The organism is Algoriphagus marinus (assembly GCF_001936475.1).
In the GTDB taxonomy this organism is placed as follows: Bacteria; Bacteroidota; Bacteroidia; order Cytophagales; family Cyclobacteriaceae; genus Algoriphagus; species Algoriphagus marinus.
Window position 1 is genome coordinate 59453 of sequence record NZ_MSPQ01000010.1, and the last position, 16682, is coordinate 76134.

Annotated in this window: 16 protein-coding genes; 9 read left to right on the plus strand and 7 right to left on the minus strand. The window is 39.7% G+C overall.

All coding sequences use genetic code 11. From position 1 onward, the window contains the following. Positions 1–5: 5 nt before the first annotated feature. From coaBC to BVC88_RS15980, 5 genes are all read right to left on the minus strand, one after another. A complete protein-coding gene (gene coaBC / locus BVC88_RS15960; protein ID WP_075351720.1) occupies positions 6–1214 on the minus strand; it encodes a bifunctional phosphopantothenoylcysteine decarboxylase/phosphopantothenate--cysteine ligase CoaBC in 1209 nt (402 codons plus the stop codon). 4 nt (positions 1215–1218) lie between these two features. Further along, entirely contained in the window at positions 1219–1533 is a 315-nt protein-coding gene (locus BVC88_RS15965) for a DNA-directed RNA polymerase subunit omega (protein WP_075351721.1), read from the minus strand. Positions 1534–1551: 18 nt separating this feature from the next. Then, positions 1552–2460, minus strand: coding sequence for an outer membrane protein assembly factor BamD (locus tag BVC88_RS15970; protein WP_083639134.1), 909 nt, complete (start codon positions 2458–2460; stop codon positions 1552–1554). A gap of 65 nt (positions 2461–2525) precedes the next feature. Continuing rightward, positions 2526–3242, minus strand: coding sequence for a T9SS type A sorting domain-containing protein (locus tag BVC88_RS15975; RefSeq protein WP_075351722.1), 717 nt, complete (start codon positions 3240–3242; stop codon positions 2526–2528). A gap of 140 nt (positions 3243–3382) precedes the next feature. Then, complete coding sequence (locus BVC88_RS15980) at positions 3383–5053, minus strand: OstA-like protein (RefSeq protein ID WP_075351723.1); 1671 nt, start codon at positions 5051–5053, stop codon at positions 3383–3385. A gap of 48 nt (positions 5054–5101) precedes the next feature. Here BVC88_RS15980 and tilS point away from each other — a divergent pair, with 48 nt between their 5' ends. The 9 genes from tilS (at position 5102) to BVC88_RS21495 (ending at position 13834) form a co-directional block, all read left to right on the plus strand. Beyond that, positions 5102–6421, plus strand: coding sequence for a tRNA lysidine(34) synthetase TilS (tilS, locus tag BVC88_RS15985; protein WP_075351724.1), 1320 nt, complete (start codon positions 5102–5104; stop codon positions 6419–6421). Positions 6422–6423: 2 nt separating this feature from the next. Beyond that, a complete protein-coding gene (locus tag BVC88_RS15990) occupies positions 6424–6939 on the plus strand; it encodes a Crp/Fnr family transcriptional regulator (protein WP_075351725.1) in 516 nt (171 codons plus the stop codon). A 147-nt stretch (positions 6940–7086) separates the two neighbouring features. Further along, positions 7087–8022: a malate dehydrogenase gene (mdh, locus tag BVC88_RS15995; RefSeq protein ID WP_075351726.1), complete on the plus strand. Its 936-nt coding sequence runs from the start codon at positions 7087–7089 to the stop codon at positions 8020–8022. 100 nt (positions 8023–8122) lie between these two features. Next, on the plus strand, positions 8123–10828 hold the full coding sequence (locus BVC88_RS16000; RefSeq protein ID WP_075351727.1) for a hypothetical protein: 2706 nt from the start codon (positions 8123–8125) through the stop codon (positions 10826–10828). A 66-nt stretch (positions 10829–10894) separates the two neighbouring features. Beyond that, a complete protein-coding gene (locus BVC88_RS16005; RefSeq protein ID WP_075351728.1) occupies positions 10895–12553 on the plus strand; it encodes a mechanosensitive ion channel family protein in 1659 nt (552 codons plus the stop codon). Between the two features lie 184 nt (positions 12554–12737). After that, on the plus strand, positions 12738–12803 hold the full coding sequence (locus BVC88_RS21780; RefSeq protein ID WP_394332887.1) for a hypothetical protein: 66 nt from the start codon (positions 12738–12740) through the stop codon (positions 12801–12803). A gap of 197 nt (positions 12804–13000) precedes the next feature. After that, positions 13001–13285, plus strand: a complete 285-nt coding sequence (locus BVC88_RS21485; RefSeq protein WP_217694766.1) for an ATP-binding protein — start codon at positions 13001–13003, stop codon at positions 13283–13285. A gap of 87 nt (positions 13286–13372) precedes the next feature. Continuing rightward, positions 13373–13468, plus strand: coding sequence for a DUF4143 domain-containing protein (locus tag BVC88_RS21785; RefSeq protein WP_394332888.1), 96 nt, complete (start codon positions 13373–13375; stop codon positions 13466–13468). Positions 13469–13561: 93 nt separating this feature from the next. Further along, complete coding sequence (locus BVC88_RS21495) at positions 13562–13834, plus strand: DUF4143 domain-containing protein (protein ID WP_217694767.1); 273 nt, start codon at positions 13562–13564, stop codon at positions 13832–13834. A 180-nt stretch (positions 13835–14014) separates the two neighbouring features. Here BVC88_RS21495 and BVC88_RS16015 read toward each other — a convergent pair whose 3' ends face one another. Beyond that, positions 14015–14716, minus strand: coding sequence for a hypothetical protein (locus BVC88_RS16015; RefSeq protein WP_139316589.1), 702 nt, complete (start codon positions 14714–14716; stop codon positions 14015–14017). Positions 14717–14849: 133 nt separating this feature from the next. Beyond that, complete coding sequence (locus BVC88_RS16020; RefSeq protein ID WP_139316590.1) at positions 14850–16481, minus strand: T9SS type A sorting domain-containing protein; 1632 nt, start codon at positions 16479–16481, stop codon at positions 14850–14852. Positions 16482–16682 lie beyond the last annotated feature (201 nt).

Sequence of the window (16682 nt, forward strand, 5' to 3'; positions counted from 1 at the left end):
CATGTTCAAATCCAAACTGGGATAGTTTTGATCTGATCCAAAATTAAATTTGCAATTACATCCTTCGAAGAAACTTCAGAAGAAACCGATTGACCTGAGCCTTGAAAAATCTCGACTTTATTTGTGTCGAGTTTAAATCCAGCTCCCTCTTCCCTCGTCGAATTTAGAACTATGAGGTCAAAATTCTTTTTTTGAAGTTTAGCCTTTGCATTCTCTTTTTCATTCTCAGTCTCCAAGGCAAAGCCTACATGGATTTGATTTATCTTTTTTAATTTTCCAAGTTCGCCGGCGATATCCACGTTCTTTTTCAACTCCAAAATCACGTTAGAATCACTTTTTTTGATTTTCTCTTCTGAGACTTTTGCTGGTGCATAATCCGCTACAGCTGCTGCAAAAACACAAATATCCATCTGAGGATGAATTGATGAGGATGCTCTGAACATTTCATTTGCAGTGTTAACATCCTTCCAATGAAATTTTTCCTTTTCAACTTCTAAAGAAACTGGACCTGAAACTACGTAAACATCAGCTCCTCTTTCCTGAAAAGCCTTGGCAAGTGCCAGCCCCATTTTTCCACTGGAATGATTACTGATAAATCTCACAGGATCTAACGCTTCCTGGGTGGGTCCCATTGTAATTAAGACTTTTTTTCCTTTAAACTCTTGTGAGGAATTGAAATATCGAAGGAGTTCCAAAAGGATGTGCTCAGGTTCCATCATTCTGCCTTGACCTGATAGCCCGCTTGCAAGCTCACCGGATTCAGCATCTAAGATTTGATTTCCGAATGATCTCAACTTGGACATATTTGCCAGTACCGATGGGTGCTGATACATATCTAAGTCCATTGCCGGGGCAAGCATCACTGGGCAACGAGCAGAGAGATATACTGCCGATAAAAGATTGTCACAAAGCCCATTCGCAAATTTTGCAAGAGTATTTGCACTGACTGGTGCTATTAAAAATAAGTCAGCCCAGAGACCTAGCTTCACATGATTATTCCATTCTCCAGTCTCGTCTTTCTTAAATTGACTTAAGACGGGATTTTTGGAAAGTGTAGCTAAGGTGAGAGGGGTGATAAAATCAGAAGCAGAAGCGCTCATAATGATTTGCACTTCTGCTCCAGCTTTGACCAATAATCGAGTAAGATGAGCCGACTTATATGCAGCGATGCTGCCAGTCACCCCTAATAAAATTTTCTTACCCTGAAGGCTCATAAGATTATTCCCCTTGTGGTTCTTCAGGGAATCTATGGTAAACTTTTCCCTCGATAAATTCTTCCATTGCCAAAGTACTTGGCTTAGGCATTCTTTCGTAGAATTTAGAGATTTCGATTTGCTCCTTGTTTTCGAATACTTCTTCAAGGTTATCTACAGTAGAAGCAAACTCAGAAAGCTTATTATTCAATTCTTCCTTAAGAGTATTTGAAATCTGCTTTGCTCGCTGTCCCACGACATGAAGTGACTCGTAAATATTACCAGTCTTATCTGCGATTTTGTCCAAATCTCTTGTAATGATCGATGGATTAGTAGCCATGTGCTTATTAGTTATGTTTTACTTATTTTCTTTTGTTTCCGCAGGAGGGCCAGTTGTAACTTTTGCTGCCTGTGCAGCGGCTTGCTCTGCGTATTTCGTTTTCAGTTCCATATGGTCTACAAGCTCTTTTTTAGCTTGTTCCTCATATTTTTTTACCTCACCAGTATATTGGCTGCTTGGATATCTTCGGTAAAAGGTTGAAGCAAATCCAATCGCATCATTCAACCTTTCTTCCTTCTTTTGGTAAGCACTGTTTTTTGCATAACCAGCACTAACTTCTACCAGTTTATAAGCGAGTTCCTCATTGTATTTACTTTCAGGATAGTCCTTCGCGAAATTCTGAAAATTGATGATGCAAGCTCGGTAGAAATCACCCGGATACAAACCGTCTTTCAACCTGTAATACATAGAAGATTCCTGATAGGCTTTCTCTTCAAATCTACTTTGCAAATCTACTAGCATCTCCATGGCTCGCTCATAGCTTGCCGATCCTGGGAAAGCTGTCACAAACTGCTGAATAGCCGAAACTGCTTCTTGTGAACTTTGTTGATCCAAATTATAATCAGGAGAATCCAAATAAAGTGAATATGCATTCATAAAAAATGCTTCTTCTGCTAATGGACTTCGATTATAGGTTCTATAGAAATTACTGAAATAACCAGCTGCTTCGATGTATCTCTTTGTCTTAAAGTGACAATTCGCATAGTTATAATCAGCTAATTCGGCTTTTTCACTCCCACGAATCACGGGAAGCACCTTATCATATAGAATAATCGCTTTATTATACTCTCCAGCCTGATAATAGTCATTCGCGCCTTTATATAGCTCTTCCCAATTGGTGCTTTTCTCCAATTTATTGAAAGGCCCACATGAAGCGAAGGCTAAGGTAATAATCAGAATTAGAATGGATTGTACGCGCATTTTCATTTTCAAGACCGCAAATATACGGGATAATTATTCGGATTCAAATGGGTTGTGAAATGGCATGAAGATCACTTCTTCACAACGAGCTTCTTGGTGACAATATTTTTATTGTCAAGGAAAAGTGTGTAGAAGTACACACCTGGATTGAAATCTGACACATTAATTATCAGTGATTTCCTACTTGGATCAAGCTCATAATCCACAATGGGATTTCCAATAAAACTATTTATTGCAATCCTCGCTTTAACTTTTGAGTTTTTAAATTCGTAGTCAAATTGTGCTATTCGATTACTTGGATTAGGGTATACATCACTTAGAATTATCTCCTTATAGTCGAATTCGTCTACTTTATTTTCTGCGTTAGCAACTTCATAGACCGCTTCTACAACGAATGTTTCCCTGATATTAGTTTCATTTGCGAAGAACAGATCAAAAGAACCTCGAGTCTCGGCGATTCCCATCTGAAAATCCAAATACAAATCAGTAACTATTTCCCCTGGTTCCAGCGTTAGTTTTATCTTGGCAAGATCTCTTTTAGGATCATAACATTGGTCTCCAATACATACTTTAATGCTTTGAGAAGAGCCTATATTTCCTTTCAAATTCTTAAGAAAGAAGGTTTTTTGCTGATCAGAATCGTTTTGAAGAATTACGGTTTTTCGTTGAGTGGTTCCCAAATCCCCGTTGAACTCAAGGGCTTCGCTGAGCACACGAACTTGCTGCGCACTTCCCAAAATAGGAAGCGACAGCCAGAGGCATGTAAAAAGTATCAGCAATCTGTTCATGTAGAATTTTAATCTATAAGCTCTTCAGTTTTTAAAACTGTATTCAATATACGGACAAATTTAGCTTGAAGGTTATCAGATTCAGGAAATCTGCGGTTAAATTCTGTTAACCCCTAGAAAATAATTTTAGAAAGATGTCGTTACTCGTTTTCCTTCAAGATTAATTTCGGATTCAAACTCCTTTTTCCTGTTGTTTGAGTTCGTTTTTCTATAGATTTTCGAATCTCATCTTCAGTAGGCATCCTTAGTTGGGCATCGGGAAGATTAAAAAGATTTTTTGCTTTTGGATCCACTTCTTCTACTTTGCGCCAGTCGATTATATCCTCCATACTTGGCTTTTCCTCAATTCTCCAATTGTATCCACTCAGTTTTGATGTTTCTTCATCCAACATCTGGAAAGGAGTAAATCGCCCATCTGGCTTTACGCCATAAGTCACCCGAGTAATAACTCCATCGGCAAATCTGAGCTTTATGGTAGCGCTCAATGTTTTATTCACACCCTGAGTCAATGTATCACCCTCCAGTGCGAAATACAGAGACTCCCCGTTTCCGTCAATATCGAGACGACTGATCTGACCATCTTCAAAATAGCCATTCAAAGTCCTTCCCTTCATTTGGTTCGAATTGAACAGAGTATCTTGTGTGATCACAAAACCATTGTCTTTCAGATAAACTCGATCGAGTTGTTCATTTACAATATAAAAAACCATCGAATCTGCGGAGATCTGACTTTTATTGTTCCACATTACTGGATCTTGGAATAGCCTGATAGATGAATCAGAATAATTATAAACCAAGGAGTCTGCTACACCGGAAATATCTTTATTCAAAATTTTGATAGCTCGAAATGCAAGCAAAAACTTGGCGGAATCTGCTTCATTATCCTGAGAAATAAGCGAATCAGAAGTCATGTATAGCGTATCCTTTTCAAAGTACCTTCTGACTAAAGCATTTCCATGTACCAGACTATATTTTCGCTCTTCCCAGTATTCACCCACATCTCCAAATATCTCTACTTGCCGTTCTTTATTTAAAACACTGACATCTTTTTCACCCTTATAATAAGCTGCCAGTTCATCATAAAACAACTCTTTCCCTTTGATCCGGCTTGTCTCTGTCTCTACGATTCCATCAAAAAAACGGAACTGCTTGGATTGAGTATTGTAAAAACTCCCCTCTTGAGCATCTAATTTATTTCCATCTTTTGATACAAGATTGGTTAAACCCTTTGTCTCAGCAGTCTTTGGGACAGTCAGATAGACCAAATAATCTGTCTTCATGGTATAATCTGGATTGACTAGCACCACTTCATTTTGAAAAGTGATCCGCTCCAGGTTTACTTCATATTTACCTCGCTCACTCGTCAGAACATTGACAGAATCAACGACTTTTCCGTCGTTGTAATAATAAGCGATGTTTGCAAGTCGATCATAATCCAAGTATTCGGTATATAAAGTGGTAGCTTCATTAGTGAATACCACCTTATTTCTCAATTTGGCCAGCTTGGTGTTTCCATCGTATTCTGCGTAGGCACTTCTTGTTTTTACAGAATCAACTTCATCTTCTATAATTACATTTCCAAAAAGTCTAGCCTTATTTTCCATCCTGAAAAAATGTGCCGAATCACAGTAAATCAAAGTATTCTGATTTTTCATTCGTACAGAACCAATCAATCGCTCAAATCCCTCCGCACCTTCCAACACATCCGCCTGCCTGATTTCCAAAGTGGAGGAGGCTTGGCCTATTACTTTTCCAGTAATTCCTGAAAAAAACAAAGTGAATAGAAATAGCGATAGGAGCTTTTGAGTCATGTGCACGTGAATGTGCGCAAAATTAGTAGAAAATGATATTTTTGATCAATGGTAAACGCTTTTATCCAGCACATCGGCAGTAAATCTTTGTTAAATCCTTCCAAAACCTATCTACTCGCATGCAGTGGTGGCCTGGATAGTATATGCCTTGGCGAACTTTTGATTCGAGCAGAGATTCCATTTGAGGTTGCTCATGTTAATTTTCACCTTCGGGGCAAAGAAAGTGATGGTGATGAGAAATTTGTCCAAGATTGGGCAAAATCCAATTCAAAAACAGCCCATTTCCATCAAGCAGAAACATTGGAATTTGCTGTAGAATCTCACATTTCCACCCAAATGGCAGCCCGTGAAATTCGCTATGAATGGTTTGAAAAAATCCGGTCAGATCGAAATCTCGAAGGAATAATCCTAGCTCATCACCAAGACGATCAAATTGAGACGATATTTTTGAATTTGCTCAGAGGGACAGGGATTGAAGGGCTTTATGGGATGGCAGAAAAGCGAGGACACCTCATTCGTCCTTTACTTCCTTTTTCAAGGGAGCAAATTGAAATTTTTGCCAAGCAGAATAAAATTGGGTGGCGTGAGGATAGCAGCAATCTAAAAACCGACTACAAGAGGAATAAACTTCGCCACGATATTCTACCTCACTTATACGGTTTTTCTTCGGACTCAAAAAAAAATCTGATCAATAGTTTTGAGCGATTAAAGGATACAGGAAAAGCTTTCAGTGGTCTTTTTGACCAATGGATCAAAGCAAATATCCAATCGGAAGAAGGAGCCCAAAGCCTTTCGATTCCTGATATTATGCATATGACTGGGGCCGCAAGTTTGATCTATTTTTGGCTACGCTCATACGGATTCAACTCGGATCAGTCCCAGGATATTTATGAAAGTATTCGAAAGAGAGAGTCTGGGAAAATATTTGAATCGGGAAGTCACATTTTGAATATAGACCGAGAGAAAATATTCTTAGCTCCGACAGTTGCCCCTTTCGAAGCAATTCAAATAGAAAGCTCAGAAATTAAATTAAACCTGCCTGATTGTGAGTATGAAATTTTAAAAATCGACTCCGGAGTGACCATCGATTCACATCGAACAAATGCGATGCTTGACCTTGATCGGCTTACTTTCCCCTTAACAGTTAGAAACTGGGAATTAGGTGACAGGTTTATACCTCTCGGAATGAAAAGCAGCAAAAAAATCTCCGACTTTTTAATAGATTTGAAAGTGCCTGTAATAAAAAAACCATTGGTCAAAGTGTTGATTTCTGATGGCGAAATTGCATGGGTGATAGGATATCGAATCGCTGACTGGGCCAAAACAACCGCCGCTACTCGCAAAATTCTTTACTTTAAAAAGAGCTGACTATGATGAATCCATTTTCAAAAACCTACACCGAAGACGAACAGCACATGTTTGATTTCTTGGGATTGATCAAGTTTTTTGAGCGATTAAGAAATAAGGAAATGTCCCGTTTTATTCCGGCGATGCACCATCGGAAATACGTGCGTGATGAAGTTGTTTTTTTCAGTAAAGACCCTAGTCAGGCGCTTTATTTGGTCAAAAAAGGGGAAGTATGCTTGACTATTGATATCAAAGATAATTTTGAAACTATCCTTGAAATCAAGAAAGGTGAGGCTTTTGGGGAAAATTCACTTCTGGAAAATGCGAAACGGACTTATACTGCATTGATTACTTCTGAAGAAGCTGAGCTGATTGTGATTCCTCATTTTGCGATTCAGGAGATTTTTGACAGCAATCCCAAAATCAAAGCTAAAATGATGACTTCCTTGTCAGAGTATTATAACGAAAATAATCAGCGCCTTTTCCGATCCTATCGGGAATCATTTGGCTTTTTCAGTCTCCGGCAAATGTTTGAATAGGCCGATCCGATCAGATAGTTTCCTTTCTGATAAAAATCCATGTTCGGAACAAAGTATTCTTGGCTGAACTTCTATTCCTAGCCTTTGTTTAATAACTTAGCCCCGCTTTTTAGCAGGAACTATACTTAAAAAAATCAATATCTAATTATGAGCAAAGTAACCGTAGTAGGAGCCGGAAATGTGGGCGCAACTTGCGCAGATGTATTGGCTTATCGCGAAATCGCTGAAGAAATTGTTTTAATCGATATCAAAGAAGGTGTCGCTGAAGGCAAAGCACTTGACATATTTCAAAAGGCACCGATCAATCAGTACGATAGCCGAACAGTAGGTAGTACAAGTGACTACAGCAAAACTGCCAATTCGGACGTCGTTGTAATCACCTCCGGCTTACCAAGAAAGCCAGGAATGACCAGAGATGATTTGATCGAAACCAATGCAGGCATTGTAAAGTCAGTTACTGAAAACGTAGTAAAGCACTCTCCAAATGCCATTATTATCGTGGTTTCCAACCCACTTGACGTAATGACCTATCAGGCCCATTTGACTTCAGGGTTGAACAGAAATAAGGTGATCGGTATGGCTGGAATTTTGGATACAGCACGCTACAGAGCCTTTTTGGCAGAGGAATTGAATGTTTCCCCTAAAGAAATACAGGCAATCCTAATGGGTGGTCACGGAGACACGATGGTTCCACTTCCTAGATATACTACAGTTGCAGGTATTCCTGTGACAGAATTGGTAGCAAAGGATAAATTGGACGCAATTATCGAGCGTACCAAATTTGGTGGTGGTGAACTAGTGAAGCTAATGGGGACCTCAGCATGGTATGCTCCGGGATCTGCTGCAGCTCAAATGGTTGAAGCTATTCTTAAAAATCAGCGTAGAGTATTCCCAGTTTGTATCAAACTCGATGGAGAATATGGAATTGACGACTGCTACCTTGGAGTACCTGTGATTCTAGGTAAAAATGGTGTAGAGAAAGTTATTGAACTCGATCTAAATGCTGAAGAAAAAGCACTACTTGAAACTTCACGAGGACATGTGAAAGAAGTAATGAATGTGCTAGACAATCTTGGAAAGTAATTTTCAAATATCAAATTAATCAGACCTTGGAGGCTCGCTCTCAATAGCAGATGTCCCAGGTCTGATTTTTGTATTATTACCCCCGAAGCACTCGAAAACTGTGAAAATCTGGAAAAGCCTACTTATTCTTATTTTTTTAATTCTTTTTGCCGCTTCCGGCTATTGGGTTTATCACACCTACTTTTCCTCTCGCAAGCTTAACAATCTCGAAGTAGTCAGCAATAATGCTGTTTTTGTTTTTGAAACAGCTCAACTTGGCACAACCTGGAAGACCCTAACTGAGGATCCTTCTTGGGAAATATTAAAAACTTTTCCAGGCTTTCAAAAACTATCTTCTCAACTCAAAGCGCTTGATAGCCTATCGGGAGGAGGAAGTCAAATCCTGGAAAAACTCGCTGGCAGACAGACCTCAATCAGTCTTCACCCCACTGGAATAGAAAGCTTCGAATTACTTTTCACAGTCAATCTCAGCGAGGATGAAACTTTGGGGTTGATTGAAGAATTAAAAAGCCAAATCCCCACTGGATCACAATTCCAAACGAGAACTTATTCAGATAAAGCTGTATTTGAGTACTTCAATACTGATAATACACAGGATTGGAGCATCACCCATGTAGGCGATTTAGCCATAATTTCCGAATCTTCTTTTTTGGTTGAGGAAGCCATAAGATTCTATGTTAATGGAAATACAGGAAGCTTTTTTGACTTAAATAAGGCAGAACCATTGAATAATTCAGGGCTCGGAAGATTATTACTTTCAGGAAAAAGTATTGGAAGTCTGCTGAAGGGAGTTAGAAAAGAAAGGGAATCAGCAATTATTGAAAGCTTTGATATATTAAATGGAGTTGTAGCACTTGATTTGAATTTAAAAGAAAATGAATTGGAGTTTTCAGGGCCAGTTTTTTATGGCGATCAAGTCAATTTCACACCTTCGATTGCAGCCAACCTTGGCAGTATTCAAAATCTAATTCCAAATCAAACAAGGAGTATCACCCAGATCAATCTTGAAAGTATTTTTGAAACTCAAAAAATTAGCAATCGCGCATTTTCAGGTAGATCTACTTTGAGTGGAGAGATTCAACGTAAATTAATCGACAGGGGATTTTTTGACAGCTTTACAGGAGAGTTGTATTTTTTGGAACTGGAAAACTCAGGCGGAGCCACAAATAACAAAGTGCTCCTTGCTCGAACAAACTCAACAGAAACTCCTATAGAATTACTAAAGGAATTCCTTTCTACTGAAAATGAAAGCAATCAGGAATTTTACCAAGGACAAGAGATCATTTACATCCCAGAAGAAGAGTTTCCAGCACATATATTTGAAGGAAAATTTCAAGGCTTCATTCAGACCTTTGTTTCAAGCCAAAATGACATCTTGATTTTTGCTAACACTCAGCAGGCGATGAAGTCAATATTGGATGACATCCGACTTGAAAATACTTGGGGTAAATCTAGCAGAAGCCCTCAAGAATCGCAGTTTCTCAATCCGACTTCAGGTTTTGATAAGCTTTTCCTCGTTGATTTAATTTGGGATTCTTGGGTTGCTGATACCAATCCTTCTTGGAGTTCCTTTCTTCAGAAATATTCTAACTCGTTTCGGTCCTTTGGAGCGATTAATTTCAGAATTAATCAAATCCAGGGTAATCAGATTGGGACGCTGACTTTTCACTATTCGAGTGAGGCCAAGCCAACTATTCAATCCAATGAGGCCATCTCCCTATCCCCTAGCAATAGAATCTCATTTTCGAATTCCCTAAACTATGGCCCGAAAGTGATCATCAATTATCAGGATAAAACAGAAGATATTCTGGTACAGGATGATCAAAACATTCTTCATGTGATCAATGCCGCAGGAAAAGAAGTTTATTCAAAACAGCTTTCAGGTCCAATAATTTCGGATGCTTTCCAAATTGATTATTATAAAAATGGAAAGCTTCAATTATTAGTTGCCACTTCTGATTACCTATATGGAATTGATCGGCTGGGAAATCCTTTGCCAAATTACCCGATCAAGATAAGCGGAAAGCAAATCCATAACTTGAATTTAGTCGATTACAGCAACTCCAAAGATTATCGTTATTTCATTTCCACGACAAATGGAGACCTTTACTTATTGGATAAAACCGGAATCCAGTTGGAAGGCTGGAACCCGCTCTCTGTAAAATCAAAAACAATAGGTCCGCCAGCTTTTTATCGTGTCCCTAGTAAAGGAGATTTTATGGTTTCACTTTCTGAAAAAGGTCAGTTTCATCTTTTTAACCGACGCGGAGAACTTCAGACCAAATCTCCAATTCAGTTGGCAGATTCATTCGATTCCAAACTTGTCGCATGGAATGACCCAAGTTCGAAGACAGTCCTTCTGGTGGGAATCTCTTCAGATGGAGAGGTAATCCATACGAATTTCAACGGTGAGGTTACTTATCGAAATCAGTTAGTAAAAGGGGATCGGGATCATGAATTTTTGATTATCCCTAGTTCTGATGAATCCGACTTTATTTTTATTTCTCGTCAGTTCAATGAAGTGCAGGTACTGGATCGAAATGAGCAGCTTATTTTCAATGTTCGAGCATCAGCCGAGGGATTAGCTTATCAGTATTTTGATTTTGGAGCAAGTAGACAACTGGTTGCTATTACAGACCTAACCCAAGGCTTTACCTATTTGTATGATTTGGCCGGAAAGCTATTGACCACAATGCCCCTTGAAAGTGTCGGGCCTATACAGATATCGTATCAACCCGGCAACGGACAATATTTGATCCGGACCATCTCAGGCAAAACCCTGACAGAATTCCAATTGGCAGATTAGCAAAACAGAGTTTCCTTTGGGCAGGGCAGCCTGAATCAGTAACTTGCACTCAAATACAATTGATTCATGATTAAAAAATATTTCCTTTTTCTATTTCTTTCCTTTCTGATCAGTAATCAGTCTATAGGACAACTGATTACAGAGGATAAGAACCTTCCAAAAATAGGAGAAAAGGTAAATCTCAGTTCTCCATATCATACAACACTCACCTTCTTTTTTAATCTCGAAGAATCCCATTTTGAACCAACGAAAGCTGGTAAGACATTAGATGTCTCGGGAATGAAAAATCCTGATGCAGAAAAACTTGCTGTACAACTCAAGCAGGTTTTTGAAGGTAAAGGTGTGATCATTCGAACCAGTGAAATCCCAAATGATCAAAATTATCGGGATAGCACCTCAGGTGCTGAACTCATCTATTACTTTGATAAAAAAAATCTTCCCGGAATCTTTTTGGAAAAAGAAGGAAATGAATGGAAATTTTCCTCTTTTTCTGTTAGCCAGATTGAAGAACTACACTCGGAAACCTACCCATATGGCACAGCCAAACTGCTGAATATACTTCCAAAAATAGGAACTCAAGAATATTTCGGTCTTCAGCTTTGGCAATTGGTTGGAATCTTTATTCTAATCCTTTTGGTGTTTCTGGCACATTGGATCTTTACAGTAGCAGTAGATAATGTGCTGCTTTACTCCTTCAAAAGGTTTGGATATGGGAAATTGGGAGAGAATTACCTTCTTCCTGTGGCTCGTGTGACCAGCTTTTACCTTATCGTCCTCTTACTGTCGATTATGATTCGAGTGCTGCAATTACCCACAGAGATTTGGTCTTGGGTATTGGTGATTTTTAGGACGCTAAAGCCATTTTTGATCACTTTGATTTTTTACAAATTAGTAAATGTTCTTGCAGCTTATTTTGCTCGATTAGCGACTAAAACCGAATCAACTCTCGATGATCAGCTTGTCCCCTTGCTGCGCAAAACGCTAAAAGCTTTTGTCGTGATCATTGGTACGCTATTTATCCTTCGGGATGGGCTGAATCTGGATATCATTCCATTCCTGACCGGCTTATCCATTGGTGGTGTGGCTATTGCTTTGGCAGCGCAAGACACGATCAAAAACTTCTTTGGTTCGGTTATGATTTTCATCGACAAACCCTTTCAAGTAGGAGATTGGATTACTTCAGGAGATATCGATGGCACCGTGGAAGAAGTTGGATTTAGATCTACTCGAATCCGGACTTTCCGCAACTCACTGATGTATGTGCCAAATGGTAAAATTGCAGATGCCACCTTGGATAATCACGGACTGAGGCAATACAGGAGATTTTATACCACACTTACAGTTACTTACGATACCCCTCCACAATTGATTGAGGAATTTGTCAAAGGACTAAGAGAGATAGTACTAGCCCATCCACATACTCGAAAGGATATGTACCATATCTATTTCAACAACCTTTCTTCCTATAGCCAAGACATTATGTTCTACATATTTTTCGAAGTGCCCACTTGGGGCGAAGAGTTGGCTTGCCGGCATGAAATCCTGGTTCAAACGGTTAAGCTAGCCAATACGCTCGGAGTTCGATTTGCCTTTCCTACCCAGACACTTCACATGGAGTCTTTCCCAGAAAAGAAAGGCTTGGTACCAGAATACAATTCGGATTCGGCTTTCTACCAAAACAAGCTCGGCGAATTCATGAATACTGCTCTGAATAAAAAGACCTAATTCGGACCAATTAATCGTTTCGTCTATTGAGCAAATCTTTTAAATACTGTAATTTTTAGGAATCGAAGCTGTATAAAGTCTGTACAATTTCAAAATTATACGTTCGTTTGTAGCAAATGAAGTAATTAATCGACAGAAATACAGTACAATACGGGAATATCATAGCAAATACCCCATACTGGCAATCACTGGCCCAAGGCAGTCGGGAAAGACTACGCTTTTGAAGACACTCTTTCCAGACTATCGCTAAGTCAGTTTGGAGAATCCAGATAATAGAGATTTTGGGCTTAAAGACCCAAATGGTTTTCCTGCAGCATACGACGATCAGGTAATCCTAGACGAGGTGCAGTAAGCGCCAGCTTTTTTTCCTACCTGCAGACGCCCGTTAATAGTCGTCCTGATCGAATGGGTGGATACATCCTTACCGGCTCGCAAAACTTTCACTTCATGGAGAGAATCACCCGAAGTTTAACCGGTACAGTAGCTATTTTCAAACTTCTCCCGCTCGACACAAGAGAGCTCTCAGCTTCGGATTTACTAGCAGACGATCCTTTTGACCAATTGATACATGGCTTTTACTCTGCTTTGTATGATCGGAAGATTTCGCCCAGTGTATTTTACTCGAATTACATCCAAACCTACTTCGACAGGGAGGTGACAGAATTGATGGTCGTCAGAGATTTGAGGCAATTTCAAAACTTCTTGGGGCTCTGCGCAGCTTGGGCAGGATAGCTGCTGAATATGAGTGCCTTGGGGAATGAAGCTTGAATCAGTCAACCTAGCGCCAAAGCTTGGCTTTCACCATTAGAGTCCAGCTACATCACCTTTCAACTGTATCGATTTCATAAGAATTTCACCAAGCGGGTGGTCAAAACCCCAAAGCTCTATTTCTATGACACAGGGCTTTTGTGCTAGCTGCTGAAGATTACCAAGAAAGAGCAACTGCTCACTCATTCGGTGAAGGGTGCAGTATTTGAGAATCTGATGATCGCCGAATTCCAAAAGTAAATGCATCATCAGTATCAAAATGAAAGTCCATGGTTTTGGAGGGACAATAATGGCAACGAGGTAGACTTACTCTTAGACAAAGGACTTTCCTTGGAGATCTTAGAGATGAAGGCCAGTACCACAGTATTGACTGAAAATTTTAATAATCTGACTATGTTTGGAGAGACCTCAGACCTTACTATCTCCGAAAAAGGAAACATTTATGCCGGAACTTCCAATCAAAATCGCTTACAAGGCAAAGTGATTTCTTGTCTGGATTCATCATTAGTTTGAAGCCAAAAAGATGATTTACGCCCTTTGGGAGGAGAAGAAGAAGGATGCTTTATATCCTGAAGAATACATTTTTCTATAAAATGTGTAGTGTGGAAAGCACATATTATTGGCATCGTTCTTTCTTTGAAAAAAATTGGATTTCTCAAGAATTCATCCCTTCGGCACAATTGAATTGCTGAGCTAAAATCTATAGTTAATCACCACTCCATTGTAAGGCAAGAAAGAAAATAGCCAATCCTTGTTTAGGATATCATCTTGGTACTTCACAGGTGGAGTGATCGGGACCTCCACGGTGAGGGGATCAGGATTTTCCATGATCGATTCCTCAAATGTCCGTTTCTTATGACTGTATGATAATACTATTTTTGATTCAGCAGTGACAAGTAACCTCTCGGTTACCTTAAAGCCGATACCAAAAAATGGCAAACCCGAAAACGAGTTCTCCAAATCAATATGCCTCTCATATCTTTGAGTTGGAATATTTTCTTCTGTCATAAAGCCAGCACCATATTGAATTTTTTTTCTGCGCGCTAGATTCCACTCCAGATCCATCCCATAGTAGCCGTACCATCTGCTCGCTATGCGGAATTGCCATTCGTAGCCTATGACAGTACCAATGCTTCGAAAGGTTTCTTCCCTGCCGGGAGCATTAGGAAAATTGGATTTACTTTCCTTGAAAAATGTGTCAAAACCCCCAAAAAGTCGAAACCTTAAAGCCTGATTATTCTTAACTTGTTTTCTACCCATAAACTCTATTCGAGCCGCTTTGAGGCTATCACCCCCAAAAAGATCCTCGGTCACAAAGCTCTGGAATAAGTGGGTATTGATTCCTACCATCCAAGAGTCTTTAGGACTTGAAATTAGAGAGTCTCTTTCGTCCATCTCTTGCGATAAGACGGAGAGAGAAATAAGACCTAAAACTGCTACAAAAATTATTCTCTTAACAACCATTTTACAAGGAATAGGAAAAGACTTGCAGGACTTTCATTTTCTCCTGCAAGTCTATAATTAACACTTACTTTTCTACAATTATTTGCTTTCGAATCACCTCAGTTTTATTTTGAATATGGACGAAGTAATTGCCTGATTTAAACTTTTCTAGTGAAATAGTCACCTTTTCTCCCTTGGAGCTTGTTTCGAATAAGAGTTCCTCGTTCACATTGTAAACGCTTACAACGAAAGGATCTGGCATTAACTCAGCCTCCATACTCCTAAATAGATCGTGTATTTCGGGTTCAATCTTCTTGAATTCCTCTTTTAACTGAGGCTCAATAGTCAAAAATTGCGATGAAGGGTTAGGGTAAATGCTGTAACTGTAGTAATAGCCACCACAGCCTGGTCCTGGTGCTACAGTAAGCCCGCTAAATCCTGACCAACCGCAGCCATTATTCACACTGAACCTGACAGGTGGGAAGAAATCAGGATTGTTTTGAGGGACATACAGCGTTATAGTATTAGCACTTTGATTGATCACCGACCAATTTGATGGCTTTGTCCATTGATAACTGTAGCTTGTTTGATGACCTAAAGGGGGCTGAGCAGTGAAGACATAGGTATTGCCAGGACACACAAAACAAAGTGATCCAGTTCCACAAGTTCCTGTAGCTGTCGCTTGAGAGGGATTAACGACCCCAATCTGTATTTCTTTAGTAAATGGAGGAAGAGGTCCGCAAGGTCCTGCTAAATTGAAAGTGATAGTTGCAGTTCCGGATGAGCTGGCATTAGCTTTTGTGACCAATTCATTAAATCCGGTACCACTGCTAGTTGTTACCAAACTTGATGGACTGATGGTCCAAGTAGTCGTGGTCATTGGTGCGGGGTTAAACAATGTATAGGTCGCTGAATTACAAACAACCAGCGGTCCATTTACAGTCGGGGGGGCTTGGGGGTCAAACAATTGAAGATTTATGGTTTTGCTAAGAAGGTTGGTTTGAGTACCGCATAGGTTTGCCCTCACTGAGACGGCACCTGCACTTGTACCATTTGGGGTAAGTGTAATGGAATTAGTTGTACTCGTCCCTGACCACCCACTTGGCTTAGTCCACGTATAGGATTCAGCCCCTGCAACGGGGTTTACTGATACCGTGATAGGGCTATTAATTGAACAAATGATATTATCAGGAGGAGCCTGACTGAAGCTGATGGCAGGTAAATTTCTAACTACGGTAAGTTCCCGCCAATTACTCACATATCCTGGGCCGCAGCTACTAAAACCCCTGACTTTTATTTTTTCACCATTACCAGTGCAGGAGTTTGACTGAATAAGTACTGAAAAGCCAAGACCTGTTATGGGTGTTGTTCCATCACTTATAGTAGACCCTATTTGCCAGCCTGCTGGAATTATCCACTGGTAACTATCCGCATAAGCAATTGATATGCTTCCTCCAAACTGTCCAGTGCCAGGAAATTGAAGTCGAGGAATCGAAAAAGTTCGAGTTGGGGAAGTGCCAATCGTAAAAGAAGGACTGCCATTTATCGAACCAGGCGTCACGTTATTTAGTGTTTTTATAACGACATCTGCTGACCTAAATGATTGCTCGTTTGGTTGTAACGAACATCCAGATACCCCTACATTAATAGTTCCCTTTGGAATACTTTGTCCCCCTTGAAATTGAACATTATTCCATATAACCGAAACGCTGCTCACTTGGAAATAGGTGCCTTGTATAGTAGTCTGCCCATTGGAGAACACTCCATTTGTGACATTCCACTCGTAAATACAATTACTGGGGCGGATGCCTCGAAAACAAAGTATTCCACAGGTTCACCCGCACAAATTAAATCCGTTGGACCACTTATCAAAATTTGAGCTATTGCACTTAACCAACTAAAGAAAAACAGGATTATT

Excerpts from the sequence above, each read along its gene's own strand:
- coaBC (WP_075351720.1), bottom strand. The coding sequence starts at position 1,214 with ATGAGCCTTCAGGGTAAGAAAATTTTATTAGGGGTGACTGGCAGCATC.
- BVC88_RS15965 (WP_075351721.1), bottom strand. The coding sequence starts at position 1,533 with ATGGCTACTAATCCATCGATCATTACAAGAGATTTGGACAAAATCGCA.
- BVC88_RS15970 (WP_083639134.1), bottom strand. The coding sequence starts at position 2,460 with ATGAAAATGCGCGTACAATCCATTCTAATTCTGATTATTACCTTAGCC.
- BVC88_RS15975 (WP_075351722.1), bottom strand. The coding sequence starts at position 3,242 with ATGAACAGATTGCTGATACTTTTTACATGCCTCTGGCTGTCGCTTCCT.
- BVC88_RS15980 (WP_075351723.1), bottom strand. The coding sequence starts at position 5,053 with ATGACTCAAAAGCTCCTATCGCTATTTCTATTCACTTTGTTTTTTTCA.
- tilS (WP_075351724.1), top strand. The coding sequence starts at position 5,102 with ATGGTAAACGCTTTTATCCAGCACATCGGCAGTAAATCTTTGTTAAAT.
- BVC88_RS15990 (WP_075351725.1), top strand. The coding sequence starts at position 6,424 with ATGATGAATCCATTTTCAAAAACCTACACCGAAGACGAACAGCACATG.
- mdh (WP_075351726.1), top strand. The coding sequence starts at position 7,087 with ATGAGCAAAGTAACCGTAGTAGGAGCCGGAAATGTGGGCGCAACTTGC.
- BVC88_RS16005 (WP_075351728.1), top strand. The coding sequence starts at position 10,895 with ATGATTAAAAAATATTTCCTTTTTCTATTTCTTTCCTTTCTGATCAGT.
- BVC88_RS21485 (WP_217694766.1), top strand. The coding sequence starts at position 13,001 with ATGGAGAGAATCACCCGAAGTTTAACCGGTACAGTAGCTATTTTCAAA.
- BVC88_RS21495 (WP_217694767.1), top strand. The coding sequence starts at position 13,562 with ATGCATCATCAGTATCAAAATGAAAGTCCATGGTTTTGGAGGGACAAT.
- BVC88_RS16015 (WP_139316589.1), bottom strand. The coding sequence starts at position 14,716 with ATGGACGAAAGAGACTCTCTAATTTCAAGTCCTAAAGACTCTTGGATG.